The organism is Aggregatibacter kilianii (assembly GCF_003129965.1).
In the GTDB taxonomy this organism is placed as follows: domain Bacteria; phylum Pseudomonadota; class Gammaproteobacteria; order Enterobacterales; family Pasteurellaceae; genus Aggregatibacter; species Aggregatibacter kilianii_A.
In genome coordinates this window covers 44,990-61,120 of the sequence record NZ_NRCJ01000010.1, presented here as the reverse complement: position 1 = coordinate 61,120, position 16,131 = coordinate 44,990, and the positions used below count along the sequence as shown (strand labels likewise).

Sequence of the window (16,131 nt, the reverse complement as noted above, 5' to 3'; positions counted from 1 at the left end):
TTTGTACAGGCAGAATTATAGCGATTTCTGTTTAAAACACAATGAAAGAAAAAACAGAGAAAAGTGCGGTCGTTTTTCCAAGTGTTTTTTATATGAAAAAGCGCACCCGGAAGATGCGCTTTGAACGTAAAAAATCGAATTAGAAAATGATACTGCCGATTAAGGCAATGATGAAGCCAACGAAGCCAATCGAGGTTTCCAACATTGTCCAGGTTTTTAACGTCGTTTTGGTGTCCATTTCTAAGAAACGGCTCATTAGCCAGAACCCGCTGTCGTTCACATGGGAGAACACGGTGGCACCGGAGGCTATGGAAATCACGATAAAGCATAAATCCAATTGGCTAAGATCGGTCGCGGCGGCAACCGTCGGGGCGATTAATGCGGCGGCGGTGGTCAACGCCACGGTTGCCGAACCTTGCGCCACACGCAATGCCATAGAAATAATAAAGGCGGCAACGATGATCGGCATACCGGTGTTGGATAACATGGCGGACAGTTCATCGCCGATACCGCCCGCACGTAATACGCCACCGAACATACCGCCCGCGCCAGTCACTAAAATGATCGAGCAAATCGGGCCAAGCGCGCTGTTGCAGAGACTTTCGATTTGTTCGTAGCTACGCTCACCGCGTAATAAAGCAATGGCGATTAATAAAGTAATCAATAACGCAACAGGTGTCTTGCCGATTAAACGTAGGCTTTGCACCCACATTGCAGAACCGTCGATGACTTTTGCTACGCTCAAGGTATTTAAACCGGTATCAAACAAAATCAAGAAAATCGGTAACACCAGAATGAACAACACGCGTCCGAAAGGCGGTGGATTTTGTACGGAGGTTTCGCTGATAGCCGCCGTGTTTAAAAAGCTTTTCGGCAATTCCACAAAGAATTTCTTGCTGATATACATACTGAACAAATACGTGCCGATATACCAAGTGGGAATGGCGCAAATTAATCCGACAATCACCATCAAGCCCATATTCACACCAAGTAAATCACCGGAGGCTACCGGGCCGGGATGTGGCGGTAAAAAGGCGTGCATAACCGCAAACGCACCGGCAACCGGGAAAGCATAACGCAAGACGGAGCCGCCAAAGCGTTTCGCCACGCTGAAGACGATAGGCAACATCACCACCAAACCGGCATCAAAGAAAATCGGGAAACCGAACAATAAAGCGGCAACCCCGAGGGCAAAAGGTGCTTTTTGTTCGCCGAATTTATTGATTAACGTATCGGCAAGCACTTTTGCCCCGCCGGTGACTTCGAGCAAACGCCCAATCATGGCGCCCAAACCGACCAATAGGGCAACCGATGCCAGCGTATTGCCGAAGCCGGTTAATAGCGTCGGCAAAATTTTGTCAATGGAAATACCGGCGGCAAGTGCGGTCAATAAACTGACCAAAACCAATGCCACAAACGCGTGCATTTTAAATTTAATAATGAGAAGCAGGAGTAAAAGTACGGCTGCGATCATGATAAAAATTAACATAATAATTCCTTATGCTGACAATGTTACTGGTAACATACCTTTTATGGGGAATTTGGTAAATCCACATCATTTAAAAATGTGATCACAGTCACAAAAAATTATATTCATGTCTAATTACCGTACAAAAACGACATTTTCTATTCTATTGACATTGTTACCGATAACATTTTTGCGCTAAGCTAATATGCGTTCAAAATGATAAAAGGAGCAACATATGGCAACAGGTAAAAGTTTTATTTTGATGGGCGTATCCAGCACCGGGAAAACGTCGGTAGGAACGGAAGTGGCACGCCGTTTGGGGATAAAACTGATCGACGGCGATGATCTGCATCCTCGCGCCAATATTATAAAAATGGGCGAAGGGCATCCGTTAAATGACGATGATCGCGCGCCTTGGTTGGAACGCATTCGGGATGCGGCGTTTAGCTTGGAGCATAAAAGCGAAGTCGGCATTATTGTTTGCTCCGCGCTGAAAAAGAAATACCGTGACCAAATCCGCGACGGCAACAGCAACGTGAAATTCCTCTTTTTGCACGGCACTTATGATGTGATTCTGGAACGCATGCGTCAACGCAAGGGGCACTATATGAAAGAATCCATGCTGAAAAGCCAGTTTGACACCCTTGAAGTGCCGGGCGAGGATGAGCCGGATGTCATTGCCATTGATATTAATGCTTCTTTTGAAGAGGTGGTTGAGCGTTGCGTTCAGGCGCTAAAACCCTACCTTTCCTAAAGTAAAAAGTGCGGTGGGTTTTGGCGATGTTTTTGCGCTTGCAAAACGTTTGAAAAAAAACACCGCACTTTTAAATACTTTCGCCCAAATGAATCTGGTAACCCAAATTGATGATGGAACTTTGTGCGGGCATATCATTGATTCTATCCAGTAATTCCTGTGCGGCAATTCGTCCGATCTCCAAACGCGGGGTGATCACCGTAGCAAGTTGCGGAGTGATGGATTGCCCGACATCATGCCCGTGAAAGCCGGCAACGGCAATTTGCGCGGGCACGTTTATGCCTAAGCGTTGACATTCAAAAATAGCGCCGATAGCAATATCATCATTGGTACAAAAAATGCCGTCCAGTTGCGGGAATTTGGCGAGCGCCTGATGCAATAATTCGCCACCCAAGGTAAAAGATGAATGGTCTTTAGTCGCAATAACGTGTGATGTTAATTGATACTTTGCCATGGCGTTTTCATAGCCCTGCTGGCGTAGTCGGGTGCGTTTATCCTGACGGGCGGCAAAATAAACCACGTTGCGATGCCCGCGATTAATCATCGTTTCCACCATCGCCTGTGCCGCCGCAATATTGTCAAAGCCGACGACCTGTTGAATGCCCACTTCCGTCGTATCCATAATTTCAATCACCGGAATATTCGCCACGTTGAGCATTTTTTTGGTTTTTTCGGAATGATGACTCTCCGACAAAATAATGCCGTCCACATTATAGGACAGCAGGCTTTCAATGCGTTGTTCTTCCTTTTTTTCGCTATAACCGTAATGCGCCAACATGGTTTGGTAGCCCGCTTTATCGGTGATCTGTTCAATGCCTCGAATCACATTGGCGAACACTTGGTTGGTCAGCGATGGCACCAACACGCCGATTGCCAGACTCTTCGCGTTGGACAAAATATCCGGCGCCCGATTGGGAATGTAACCAAAACGTTCAATGGCTTCCGCGATGCGTGTTTGCGTGGCATTTGCCACGGAATCGGGATTGCGCAAATAGCGGCTGATGGTCATTTTGGTAATACCGAGATAATCGGCGATGTCTTGTAAGGTCGGGCGTTTATTTTTATTCATAAAAAGAAAAGCGTCATAAATATCATAATTATAGAAGCGATTTTAGACTAAGGACAAATTAATCACAAATACGTAAACGCTCCCTGCCGCTGTAAACCGTGGCGCGCCCTTCTCTGGCAAAGCCGATTAGGGTTAAATCATATTGCTCCGCCATTTGTACTGCCAAGTCGGTTGAGGCGGAAATGGCGACTAACATTTCCACGCCGGCGGACACGGTTTTTTGCACCATTTCGTAACTGGCGCGACTGGTAACAAGGATAAATCCTTGCGGTTTGTCGGCTTTTGCATGCCAGCCCAGTAATTTATCCAGCGCGACGTGACGCCCCACATCTTCCCGAATGGCGAGCAATTTGCCCTCTACGGAAAAGAAACCTGCGGCATGCGTAGAGCCCGTTTGTTTGCCTAATTCCTGCGATTTCTGCAATTGCTCTAAACAATCGTCCAGTTGCGCCACGTGAAAGGTTAAAGTGCGGTCTAATTTTTTGACGTTTTTATAAACCTGCCGGATCTGCTCCGCACCACAAATACCGCAACCGGTTCTCCCCGTTAGCGTGCGGCGATGATCTTTCAACGCAACAAAACAACGGGTCGCCAATTCGATTCTGGCTTCAATACCATTACAAACCTCTTCAATATCAATACCATAAATATCACCAGGCTTATCAATAATCCCTTCTGACAAGGAAAATCCCATGGCAAAATCTTCTAAATCACGGGGCGAACACATCATCACTGTATGGGAAATATCGTTATATACAAGCGCGACGGGGACTTCTTTTGCCAGCGATTCTTGTTTCTCGGAGATGACAATTGTGTTTTTATTTTGTTTCTCATTTGTTAATTTTTTTATAAAGAAAATTATTTTTTTTGTGATCCAGCTCAAAATTTTGCCCCCTTCTAGCCATTATTAATTATAGATTTCCGTAGAAAAAATCGGTATCCTAGCCAACGCTAATAGATAGGTAGCCATGTATTAAATTGTTACATCACTACTAAGCAACGTTTCGCTAAATTTTAATACAAATTTAACAAAAACGACCATCAAATTATCTACTCAAGACGAATTTCAAACTATCAAACTGAAAACAACAACAAATTTTGTTGATGTGGGGAGTATTTATGCAGATCAGTAGAAGAAAATTCTTTAAGGTCTGTGCCGGAGGAATGGCGGGAACATCCGTTGCGATGTTGGGCTTTGCGCCATCAACGGCCTTGGCTGCACCACGCGAATATAAACTATTGCGTGCCAAAGAATCACGCCAAACCTGTACATACTGCGCCGTAAGCTGCGGTATGTTGATGTACAGCACAGGTACACCATCCAATACATTAAGTAGTCATACCGCTACCAATACCCGTTCTAAATTATTCCACATTGAAGGTGACCCGGATCATCCGATTAGCCGTGGGGCGTTGTGCCCTAAAGGCGCCGGCGCACTGGATTTCGTCAACAGCGAAAGTCGCGCTTTATATCCGCAATATCGAGCGCCGGGCTCCGACAAGTGGGAGCGCATATCCTGGCACGATGCGATTAAACGCATTGCCCGCCTGATGAAAGATGACCGCGACGCCAATTTTGTAGAGAAAAATGAAGCAGGTAACATTGTAAATCGTTGGACCACCACAGGGATTATGACGGCATCAGCAATCAGTAATGAAGCCGCACTGTTAACCCAGAAATGGATTCGCATGTTAGGGATGTTGCCGGTATGTAACCAAGCGAATACTTGACACGGACCAACGGTAGCAAGTCTTGCTCCATCATTTGGTCGCGGTGCCATGACAAACAACTGGGTTGACATCAAAAACGCCAATCTTATTCTTGTTCAAGGGGGTAACCCTGCCGAAGCGCATCCTGTCGGTTTCCGCTGGGCAATTGAAGCGAAGAAAAACGGTGCAAAAATTATTGTGGTTGATCCGCGCTTTAATCGTACAGCATCCGTTGCCGACCTACACGCGCCACTTCGTTCCGGTACGGACATTGCATTTTTAATGGGTGTGATTCGTTACTTATTGGAAACCAACCAAATTCAACACGAATATGTAAAACACTATACTAATGCTTCTTATTTGGTAAACGAAGGTTACAAGTTTGAAGACGGCTTGTTCTCCGGATTTAATGAAGAAAAAGGCAACTATGACAAATCAACCTGGAACTACCAGTTTGATGAAAGCGGACATCCGAAACGTGACATGACATTACAGGATCCACGCTGTGTGATTAATGTATTGAAAGAACACGTTGCCCGTTATACACCTGAAGTTGTTGAAAATATTACCGGTGTAAAACAAAAACTATTCTTACAAATCTGCGAAGAAATCGGTAAAACGTCTGCTCCAAATAAAACCATGACGCACTTATATGCGTTAGGCTTTACCGAACACACAATCGGTACGCAAAATATTCGTTCAATGGCGATGATCCAGTTGTTACTGGGCAACATCGGTATGCCGGGTGGGGGTATCAATGCGTTGCGGGGTCACTCCAACGTACAAGGCACAACCGACATGGGTTTACTACCAACCATGTTGCCGGGTTATATGCGTTTACCGACCGAAAAAGAAAGCTCATTTGATCAGTTTATTAATGCGATTACGCCGAAAGATATCGTGCCGAATCAAATTAACTACTATCGCAATACACCGAAATTCTTCATCAGTATGATGAAAACCTTCTATGGTGATAAAGCGACTAAAGAAAATGGTTGGGGCTTTGATTATCTGCCGAAAGTGGATCGCGTATATGACCCGATTACCCATGTAAAAATGATGCATGACGGTGAAATGCACGGTTGGATTTTACAAGGTTTCAACGTATTGAACTCGTTGCCGAATAAAAACAAAACCGTTGCCGGCATGAGTAAACTGAAATACTTAATTGTATTGGATCCGTTACAAACCGAAAGTTCCGAATTCTGGAGAAACTTCGGCGAATCTAACGATGTTGATTCTTCAAAAATTCAAACGGAAGTATTCCGCTTGCCAACCACCTGTTTCGCAGAAGAAGACGGCTCTATCGCCAACTCTGGTCGTTGGGCGCAATGGCACCAAAAATCCTGTGACCAGCCGGGTGAAGCATTACCGGATGCGGACATTTTCTCCATGATTCGTGAAGAAATGCATGAACTTTACATGAAAGAAGGCGGTCGCGGTATTGACTCCTTTGAAGCCATGACATGGAACTACGACATTCCGCATTCCCCGTCTCCGGCGGAATTAGCGAAAGAATTAAACGGTTATGCCTTGGAAGATCTCTACGATGCCAATGGCAACCTGATGTATAAAAAAGGTCAGCTACTTAACGGCTTTGCGCACTTACGTGATGATGGTACAACAACCTCCGGAAACTGGCTTTATGTCGGTCAATGGACGGAAAAAGGTAACCAAACGGAAAATCGCGATAACTCCGATCCATCCGGTTTAGGTTGCACTTTAGGCTGGGGCTTTGCATGGCCGGCTAACCGCCGTGTGCTTTATAGCCGAGCTTCTTTAGACATTAACGGTAATCCTTGGGATAAACACCGTCAATTAATCAAATGGAACGGTAAGAACTGGAACTGGTTTGATATTGCCGACTACGGCACACAACCGCCGGGTTCCGACACCGGTCCATTTATGATGTCTGCCGAGGGTGTAGGTCGTTTGTTTGCAACAGATCGTATTAACAGCGGTCCATTCCCGGAACATTACGAACCGATTGAAAGTCCGATTGATACTAACCCACTCCATCCGAATGTGGTATCGGATCCAACTGTGCGTATTTACAAAGAAGATCGTGAATTTATCGGCTCAAATAAAGAATATCCGTTTGTGGCGACAACCTACCGTTTAACCGAACACTTCCACAGTTGGACTGCACAATCTGCCATTAACATCATTGCACAACCACAGCAATTTGTGGAAATCGGTGAAAAACTGGCGGAAGAAAAAGGCATCCAAAAAGGCGATATGGTTCGCATTACCTCAAAACGCGGCTACATTAAAGCTGTAGCGGTGGTTACGAAACGCTTAAAAGCCTTAGAAGTAAACGGACAAACTGTACACCATGTAGGCATTCCGATTCACTGGAACATGAAAGCATTAAATGGCAAGGGCAATCGAGGTTTCGCAACCAATACCTTAACGCCATCCTGGGGGGAATCGGTAACACAAACCCCGGAATATAAAACTTTCTTAGTGAATATCGAAAAAATAGCGGAGGCTGCATAATATGAGAGCAATGGATGTACAAACGCAAGATATTATCAAGATCTCTGCAACGTCAGGATTAACCCCTGCACCGCATGCGCGAGATCACAAAGTTGAAGTAGCCAAACTTATTGATGTCACCACCTGTATCGGTTGTAAAGCCTGTCAAGTGGGCTGTTCGGAGTGGAATGACATCCGCTCCGACGTCAATGCGCAATGCGTAGGTATTTACGATAACCCGGTGGATCTGAATGCAAAAGCCTGGACGGTCATGCGCTTCAACGAAGTGGAAGAAAATGATCGTTTAGAGTGGTTAATCCGCAAAGACGGTTGTATGCACTGTACCGAGCCCGGCTGTTTGAAAGCCTGCCCTTCTCCGGGCGCAATCATCCAGTACGCCAACGGTATTGTTGACTTCCAGTCAGACAAATGTATCGGCTGCGGTTACTGTATCGCAGGCTGTCCGTTTAATATTCCGCGGATGAATCCGGAAGACAACCGTGTATATAAATGCACACTTTGCGTGGATCGCGTTTCCGTAGGACAAGAACCAGCATGCGTCAAAACTTGCCCGACCGGTGCGATTCGTTTCGGCTCTAAGGAAGAAATGAAAGTTTATGCGGAACAGCGTATCGCCGACTTAAAATCCCGTGGCTACGAAAATGCCGGTCTTTATGATCCGGAAGGCGTCGGTGGCACCCATGTTATGTATGTATTGCATCACGCCGACAAACCGGAATTGTATAACGGGCTTCCAAAAGATCCACAAATCGATCCGACCATTACCTTATGGAAAGATATTCTGAAACCGGTCGCAGCAGTTGCCATGGGCGGTTTGGCGCTTGCTGAAATCGGGCACTACCTCGTAGTAGGTCCAAACACAGAAGAAGATGTGGAAGATCATCACGAAAAATTTGAAGATGAAGACAAACGCGGAGGCAAAAAAGATGAGTAAAGGTAAACTTGAAATTACCAATGATACCCGTATCATTCGCCATCGAATTCCTGCGCGTCTGAGTCACTGGTTCTTGGTGATCAGTTTCTTCTTGACCATGTTTACCGGGGTGGCATTCTTCTTCCCCGATTTCGCATGGTTGACGGAAATTCTCGGTACGCCGCAACTTGCCCGAGCCATTCACCCGTTCACCGGTATTTTGATGTTTATTGCCTTTGTGTTCTTATGTTCACTGTATTGGCATCATAATATTCCGGAGAAAAACGACATTCGTTGGATGAAAGGCATTCTTGAAGTCTTGAAAGGCAATGAACACGCTGTTGCCGATAACGGTAAATATAACCTGGGTCAAAAAATGTTGTTCTGGACATTGATCCTCGCCATGTTTACCTTAATGGGCTCCGGCATCATTATGTGGCGCCAATACTTCTCGCATCACTTCTCTATCCCTGTGTTGCGCATCGCTATCTTGTTGCACTCCGCCTGCGCCTTTATGTTGTTCACAGGTATTCTGGTGCATATCTATATGGCGTTCTGGGTGAAAGGCTCTATTAGAGGGATCGTAGAGGGTTGGGTAACCGTACGTTGGGCGAAAAAACACCACCCGAAATGGTATCGTGAAGAAGTGCTTCCTGAGCTTGAAAAAGACGTTGAACGGGAAGAAAAAGGCGAACCGACCAAAGCCGTCTTTAAGCAATTCAGCTAGTCAAAAAGTGCGGTAGATTTGAAAAACGTTTTTAAAAATGACCGCACTTTAATGGAAACCAAACAAAACAGCACCTCAAAGGTGCTGTTTTTATATGGGGGAAATTCGCTATGCCGACATCACGGAAATGGCTTTAATTTGCGCATAAACCAACTGGCCCAGTTGCAAGCCTAAGTCGTAAAATGACCATTTGCTGATGCTCGCCCAAATGTGCTTGCCCGCAATATCCAACTTCAAATCAACACGGCTCTCAAATTCCTGCACCTTCACAATGCGCCCGTAAAGGATATTACGAATACTGGATTTTTCCGCTTTATTTAACGTAATGGAAACATCAGAGCTGTGAATACAAATTCGCACTTTTTCATTTAGCTGCGCCTCCACTTCATGAATCCAGATTTGTTGATTGCCAATGGAAAGTGCGGTCATTTTATAAGACGGATTATGCAAAAAAACAGGCAGAGAAAGCACCGCACTTTGCTCATTTTCCTGCTTCCAAGGAAGAAACAACGGGCTTTCCCAAATATTTTCCAAGACATCATAAGCCTCGACTTTGCCGTTATTGAGTAGCACTACCCGCTCCGCCAAGCGCAGTAATTCATCCAAACTATGAGTGACATATAAAATCGGAATGTTAATTTCTTTGGACAGGCGTTCCAGGTAATTCAGCAGTTCCCGTTTACGCGGTAAATCCAGCGCGGAAAGCGGTTCGTCCATCAATAAAATCTCCGGATCCGTCAAAAGCGCACGTCCGATCGCCACACGCTGTTTTTCGCCACCGGATAAGGTGATCGGGTAGCGTTTTAACAGATGTCCGATGCCCAACAATTCCACAATATAATCAAATTCCGCCTTGCTGGTATTTTTCATGCCATAACGCAAATTGCCTTTTACCGTATAATGAGGAAACAAACGCGCATCCTGAAAAACATACCCCATATTGCGTCGATAAGCCGGCACGCAAAGATCTTCCTCCGATTCAAATAACACGCGATCATTTAACGCAATCACTCCTTCATCGGGTGTAATCAAACCGCTTACCAGATTAATCAAGGAAGATTTTCCCGAACCGGATAAGCCGAAAAGTGCGGTCACACCTTGCGCCGGAATGTTTAACTTGGCTTGCAGAGATAAATTGCCTAATTGTTTTTTTACATCAATGTACAGCATCGCTTTGTCCTAACTTTTTCTGCATACGTTTTGCCAGCCATTCCGATAACAAGAGAGAAATCAAAGACAGCATCACGGCAAAAATACATAGCCTAGCCGCCTGTTCTTCCGCGCCGGGCGTTTGAATAAAGGAATACATTGCCAGTGGAATGGTTTGCGTTTCACCGGCAATATTGGAAACGAAAGTGATGGTTGCGCCGAATTCCCCTAGAGAACGTGCAAAACCCAACACGATGCCGGCAAGAATACCCGGCAAGGATAACGGCAAGGTGATGGTAAAAAACACCCGCCAAGCGGATGCTCCCAAGGTTCTGGCGGCTTGTTCCAGTTTTACATCGATACTTTCCAGCGAAAGGCGAATTGCCCGCACCACCAACGGAAATGCTACCACAGCAGCGGCGAGTACCGCACCTCGCCAATTGAAACCGAAAGTTAGCCCGAACCATTGGTATAGATATTTGCCGATAAAACCGTTGCGCCCCATTGCCACAAGCAAGAGATAACCGATCACTACCGGCGGCAACACCAACGGTAAATGAATAATCCCGCCGACAATGGATTTCCCATAGAAATCCTTACGCGCCAACACCCAAGCCGTTAATATGGCAAACGGTAGGCTCCACACCATAGCGCTAACGGACACCTCTAAACTCAGTCGAATAGCATCAATTTCCAATGGGCTCAAACCCAATAAGGTCAGAAACTGTGTAAGCAAAATTCCAATTCCCTATATAAATAAAGCGTAGCACAAAGGCTACGCTTAACGAGTCAATTGCATTCGGCTATTTTACCGAGAAACCATAATCCACAAAGACTTTTTTCGCTTCAGGCGATTCCAAATATTTCAAGAAGGATTGTGTTTCTGCGTTATTATGATCTTTTAAGATCGCCACCGGATAATCGGCAGGTTTGTAAGAATTTTGTGGGAAAACACCGATAGTTTTCACGTCTTTGCTCACTTTCGCATCGGTGGCATACACAATGCCCAGCGGCGCTTCTCCCCGTTCAACCAATGCCAAGGCACCGCGTACATCTTTCGCACGGGCTAATTTATCTTTCACTTTATCCCATAAATTTAATTTAGTTAGCGCTTCTTCCGCATATTGACCTGCCGGAACGTGCGCCGGGTCACCCACGGATAAATAGGTATCTTTTAATTGGTTGATCCATTCACCTTTGGCAATATCTACGTTTTCTAATTTATTGTCTTTTTGTGAAATTAACACCAACTCGTTACCGACCAATAATTTTTCACTGTCTTTAACGGTTAACTCTTTATCGGAAAGGTATTTCATCCATTTGGTGCTGGCGGAAATAAATAAGTCGGCCGGTGCGCCTTCTTCAATTTGTTTGGCTAACGTGGAAGAAGAGGCAAAAGAAAAAACGATTTCTTCTTTCGGATTAACTTTTGAATAATTTGCAGCAACTTGTTTTAAAGAATCCGTCATGGAGGCGGCGGCGAACACAGTGATTTTCGCTTGCGCAGAAAGAGAAAAAGCAAAACAGACGGCAGCTAAACCGGTAGCAATTTTTGAATAATTACGCATGATAAAAACTCCATTTTTTGGTTGGTTAATAAATTATATATCGCACGAATTATACAACGAATAAAATCAATATAAAAATGCGTTTTCACCAAAATGAAAGCCTATTTTGAATAATACGCCGATATGGTTAGGAAACATTCTTATTGCGCTTAAAATATAGTATGATGTGCAACCGATTCGCCACGCGACAATCGCGTAGCATTTATGAAAAATCTTGAGGGGGAAACCGTATGCGGGGCACTGAAATTTTACTCACCATCAAATTAAAACAACAACTCTTCGCTGATCCTAAGCGTATCCGTTTACTCAAGGAAATTGAAAAATGCGGCTCCATTAACCAAGCGGCGAAAAATGCCAAAGTCAGCTACAAAAGTGCTTGGGATCATCTTGAAGCCATGAATAAAATCAGCCCAAAACCGCTACTGGAACGTAATATCGGCGGCAGAAACGGTGGCGGTACGGCACTTACCGTTTATGCACAACGCTTATTACAACTCTATGATTTACTTGAACAAACTCAAGAAAAAGCATTTAGCATTTTGAAAGACGAAAAAGTCCCGCTCAACAGCCTACTTTCCGCTACCGCACGTTTTTCTCTGCAAAGTAGCGCCCGTAATCAATTTTTCGGCAAAGTACAATCCCTACGCTTTGAAGACGTCCACTGTTTTGTCGATATTGCTTTAGACGGCTTTGCCAAGCCTTTAAGCGTTTCCATTACAGAAAAAAGTGCGGTACGTTTAAAACTTGAATCCGACAAAGAAGTGATGCTGATGTTTAAGGCACCTTGGGTCAAACTTCGCACCAAACAGGCAAAAAATCTGCCGAATCAATTCCGCGCAACAGTAAAATCCATCATTGATAAAGGGGACGCAGGAGAAGCGATTTTGGTTTTAGAAGATTCTGACATTGAATTCTGCGCCACGCTTACCAAGGAACAACATATTGAACCCGAGCAACAAGTTTGGCTCTCCGTGGATCCGGAACAAATCATTCTCGCTACCCTTTATTAATCCACCTGTTCAAAAAACTGCTCCGACAAGTCATCATTTGGAGCAGTTTTTCTTTTCATCTGCCTTAAACATGACATTTTTTTGATATAGCGCATAACCCGTCTAACACATTCCTGTTGTAATACGCGCCCTTATTGTTGTTTTTTATTTTATGTTAAGGTGAATTATGGCTGCACCACTCTTTACTCCATTTCAGAAAAGCAAAATAAACAAAAAAGGCGTTATCTTCATCATTGATATTCTCCTTTTTATCGTTCTACTCACTACCCTGCCTTTTGAACCCACTGCTAATCGAGGATTGGCACTATTGGCATTCGTCGGCATTTTATGGCTGACGGAAGCCATTAACGTGAGCGTTACCGCCCTTTTTGTTCCTATTTTGTCCGTCGGCTTGGGCTTGGTGAATAGCCGTGACGCCTTGGTTGCATTTGCAGATCCGACGATTTTCTTATTCTTCGGTGGCTTTGCATTAGCCACGGCATTAAATGTGCAAAAAATCGATAAAATGATTGCGAATAAAATCATGCAATTAGCTAAAGGTCGATTATTCGTTGCAGTGATGTACCTCTTCTGCGCCACTGCCTTTCTTTCCATGTGGATGAGTAACACTGCTACCGCCGCCATGATGATCCCACTGTCCATGAGTATTTTGAGTCAGCTGGATCGTAAAAAAGAGCACAACACTTATGTCTTCGTATTACTCGGTATTGCTTATAGCGCCAGTATCGGCGGCATGGGTACCTTAGTAGGTAGCCCGCCGAATGCGATCGCCGCCTCACAATTACAACTCACCTTTGCCGATTGGCTGAAATACGGTTTGCCGGTCATGTTATTATTGTTTCCGTTAATCATCGGTTGGTTGTACATCGTTTTCCGTCCACGCTTGAATTTACGCTTTGATATCCAATTTGAACACATGGCAATGAACGGCAAACGTTGGCTAACGTTAGTGATTTTTGTTGCTGTGGCATCATTATGGATTTTCAGTAAACAAGTGAATTCCCTCCTTACCGATTTACTTGGCTTATCGAAAAACATCGAAAGTATCGACAGTATGATTGCTTTATGTGCTGCTGTGATTATTTGCGTCAGCGGTATTGCAACTTGGAAAGAAATTCAAGCCAATACGGAATGGGGCGTGCTGTTTTTATTCGGCGGCGGCTTAACCTTGAGTGCGGTATTGGAAAGCTCCGGCGCCAGTAAAATTATGGCGGACGGCATCGTTTATTTAATCAATGGCGGGCACACTTATGTGATGGCACTGATTATCGCCGCCTTTATCATTTGTTTAACGGAATTTACCTCTAACACCGCAAGCGCCGCCTTATTAGTACCGATTTTCATCTCCATTGCTCATGCACTAAATATGCCGCCGCTCGGCTTTGCCATGATCATCGGCTTGGGTGCCTCTTGTGCCTTTATGTTGCCGGTAGGCACGCCACCGAATGCTATTGTGTACGGCACGGGTTATGTGAAACAAAGCGAGATGATTCGGGTCGGCAAATTTATCGATCTCACCTGCATGCTGGTGATTGCCACTATTGCCTATATTTTCTGGATGTAATTCCGTTTTCTATAAAAAAATCTCCTGCCGTTTTCACCGCAGGAGATTTTTTATGATCCAAATTTATAGCGTAATTTCATCAATGGACTTACCGAAACTCGGCACAAAAACCCGTAAAAAATAATCCATTTCAGGGCTTTTCCATTGATCCATCAAATTTTCCAACCGCACTTTTGCCGATTTAAACTCCTGATTGCCGTTTTCCAGCTCAAATTTCACCTTAATGTAGGCGCAAATCAAATCTGCCTGTTTTACGATGTGCTTTTCCTCGTCGGAAAAATATTGATTATCCAAATACGGTAAAAAATCCGTTTGCAATTCTTCCGGCAATAAACTGATTAAATGCAACTCCGCCGCAGTTTCAATTTGTTTATAGGCATGGGTAATATCTTCGTTGAAATATTTTATCGGCGTCGGTAAATCGCCGGTAAAAATTTCCGATGTATCGTGATACATCGCCATCACGGCAATCCGCTCCGCATTGAGCAGCCCGCCGTAAAAGCGGTTTTTAATCAGCGCCAACGCGTGCGCGACAAACGCCACTTGCAAGCTATGCTCCGCCAAATTTTCCCGTTCGATATTGCGCATCAGAGACCAACGTTGAATCAGTCTTAAGCGATCCAAACAGGCGAAAAAGTGACTGGTTTTAAGCTGTTCCATCTAACGACCTATTGGTTAAAGGTGTATTCTTCAATAATCACCGGAATTTTGTGGGTTTTGCCCAAGCGGGAAATTTCCACGTCCACTTTCGTATTCGGGCGCGCATCGGCAATCAGTTTCATCATTTCCGTTGGAGAATGAGCTTCTACATTGTTGATTTTCAAAATAATATCACCCGCCTGCAAGCCGGCTTTATCCGCCGGGCTGTTTTCAATGACGCTGGTAATTAAAATGCCCCGTTCGGAAGAACCTTGTCCGTTGCTGAATAAAATGTCCGTTTGCACGCCGAAATAACCACGAATCACCCGCCCGTCGCGGATAATTTTTTTCATCACGTCGTTCGCCAAATCAATCGGAATGGCAAAATTTAAGCCCTCGGCAATTTCATTGGACGTTTTGCCGATACTTAAGGTGCTGATGCCCACCAATTCCCCGGCGGAATTAATTAACGCACCGCCGGAATTACCGCGATTAATAGACGCATCTGTTTGAATAAAGTTTTGTCGCCCGAGCGCTTCACCAACGGCACTGCGCCCCACCGCACTGATAATCCCCTGCGATACGCTTTGCCCTAGGTTATACGGGTTACCGATTGCCAACGCCACATCGCCCACATGCACGGGACGGTTTGGATTTTGCGGAATGGTGGATAAATTATCCGCTCTGATTTTTAACACCGCCAAATCCGTCAATCCGTCGGAACCGATCAGGCTTGCTTCAAAAATTTGACCGTTTTGCAACGCCACCACAATTTGATCGGCATTTTGAATCACGTGCTTATTGGTCAGAATATAACCGTCTTTTGACATGATCACGCCCGATCCCAGATTGTTTACCTGCAACTGCGCAGTAGAAGACGTAAACGCCTGATTATAAACGTTCACGACCGCCGGTGAAGCAATGCGCACCGCATCTTTATAAGAGGCGATTTCTTGTTGCGGCAACACCGATTGCTCGGTGAGTTTCGGCACCACAAATAAAATCACGCCCGCCGTGACTAAACCGACAAGGGTGGAATGTAAGAGTTTTTTTAACATTGA

14 protein-coding genes are annotated in these 16,131 nt (G+C 44.9%); 6 read left to right on the top strand and 8 right to left on the bottom strand.

Going from position 1 to position 16,131, the window contains the following annotated elements:
- Positions 1 to 139 precede the first annotated feature (139 nt).
- Positions 140 to 1,489, bottom strand: a complete 1,350-nt coding sequence (locus DK430_RS08865) for a GntP family permease (RefSeq protein WP_109078706.1) — start codon at positions 1,487 to 1,489, stop codon at positions 140 to 142.
- 214 nt (positions 1,490 to 1,703) lie between these two features.
- Here DK430_RS08865 and DK430_RS08860 point away from each other — a divergent pair, with 214 nt between their 5' ends.
- Entirely contained in the window at positions 1,704 to 2,222 is a 519-nt protein-coding gene (locus tag DK430_RS08860; protein WP_109078705.1) for a gluconokinase, read from the top strand.
- Between the two features lie 70 nt (positions 2,223 to 2,292).
- Here the strand turns inward: DK430_RS08860 and gntR are convergent, their stop codons facing one another.
- Both gntR and fdhD read right to left on the bottom strand, forming a co-directional pair.
- On the bottom strand, positions 2,293 to 3,291 hold the full coding sequence (gntR, locus tag DK430_RS08855; protein ID WP_109078704.1) for a gluconate operon transcriptional repressor GntR: 999 nt from the start codon (positions 3,289 to 3,291) through the stop codon (positions 2,293 to 2,295).
- A 58-nt stretch (positions 3,292 to 3,349) separates the two neighbouring features.
- Complete coding sequence (gene fdhD, locus DK430_RS08850; RefSeq protein WP_109078703.1) at positions 3,350 to 4,174, bottom strand: formate dehydrogenase accessory sulfurtransferase FdhD; 825 nt, start codon at positions 4,172 to 4,174, stop codon at positions 3,350 to 3,352.
- 236 nt (positions 4,175 to 4,410) lie between these two features.
- Here fdhD and fdnG point away from each other — a divergent pair, with 236 nt between their 5' ends.
- From fdnG to DK430_RS08830, 3 genes are read left to right on the top strand one after another with little or no spacing between them, the layout of a single operon-like run.
- On the top strand, positions 4,411 to 7,500 hold the full coding sequence (gene fdnG / locus DK430_RS08840) for a formate dehydrogenase-N subunit alpha (RefSeq protein ID WP_162616828.1): 3,090 nt from the start codon (positions 4,411 to 4,413) through the stop codon (positions 7,498 to 7,500).
- Between the two features lies 1 nt (position 7,501).
- Complete coding sequence (gene fdxH, locus DK430_RS08835; protein ID WP_109078700.1) at positions 7,502 to 8,434, top strand: formate dehydrogenase subunit beta; 933 nt, start codon at positions 7,502 to 7,504, stop codon at positions 8,432 to 8,434.
- Positions 8,427 to 9,140, top strand: a complete 714-nt coding sequence (locus DK430_RS08830) for a formate dehydrogenase subunit gamma (protein ID WP_109078699.1) — start codon at positions 8,427 to 8,429, stop codon at positions 9,138 to 9,140. The genes fdxH and DK430_RS08830 overlap by 8 nt, the downstream gene beginning before the upstream one ends.
- A 108-nt stretch (positions 9,141 to 9,248) precedes the next feature.
- On the opposite strand, the gene modC is transcribed toward DK430_RS08830, so the two are convergent.
- From modC to modA, 3 genes are all read right to left on the bottom strand, one after another.
- Entirely contained in the window at positions 9,249 to 10,310 is a 1,062-nt protein-coding gene (gene modC, locus DK430_RS08825) for a molybdenum ABC transporter ATP-binding protein ModC (RefSeq protein WP_109078698.1), read from the bottom strand.
- Positions 10,297 to 11,025, bottom strand: coding sequence for a molybdate ABC transporter permease subunit (gene modB / locus DK430_RS08820; protein ID WP_109078697.1), 729 nt, complete (start codon positions 11,023 to 11,025; stop codon positions 10,297 to 10,299). Before modB ends, modC begins: the two co-directional genes overlap by 14 nt.
- A gap of 67 nt (positions 11,026 to 11,092) precedes the next feature.
- A complete protein-coding gene (gene modA, locus DK430_RS08815; protein ID WP_109078696.1) occupies positions 11,093 to 11,857 on the bottom strand; it encodes a molybdate ABC transporter substrate-binding protein in 765 nt (254 codons plus the stop codon).
- Positions 11,858 to 12,087: 230 nt separating this feature from the next.
- On the opposite strand from modA, the gene DK430_RS08810 reads away from it, so the two are divergent.
- Positions 12,088 to 12,867 (top strand): TOBE domain-containing protein, encoded by a 780-nt coding sequence (locus DK430_RS08810; protein WP_109078695.1) that lies wholly within the window; start codon positions 12,088 to 12,090, stop codon positions 12,865 to 12,867.
- A 166-nt stretch (positions 12,868 to 13,033) separates the two neighbouring features.
- A complete protein-coding gene (locus DK430_RS08805) occupies positions 13,034 to 14,431 on the top strand; it encodes a DASS family sodium-coupled anion symporter (RefSeq protein WP_109078694.1) in 1,398 nt (465 codons plus the stop codon).
- 63 nt (positions 14,432 to 14,494) lie between these two features.
- Here the strand turns inward: DK430_RS08805 and yfbR are convergent, their stop codons facing one another.
- A complete protein-coding gene (gene yfbR, locus DK430_RS08800; RefSeq protein WP_109078693.1) occupies positions 14,495 to 15,091 on the bottom strand; it encodes a 5'-deoxynucleotidase in 597 nt (198 codons plus the stop codon).
- Positions 15,092 to 15,099: 8 nt separating this feature from the next.
- Positions 15,100 to 16,128: an outer membrane-stress sensor serine endopeptidase DegS gene (degS, locus tag DK430_RS08795; RefSeq protein ID WP_109078692.1), complete on the bottom strand. Its 1,029-nt coding sequence runs from the start codon at positions 16,126 to 16,128 to the stop codon at positions 15,100 to 15,102.
- Between the last annotated feature and the right edge of the window lie 3 nt (positions 16,129 to 16,131).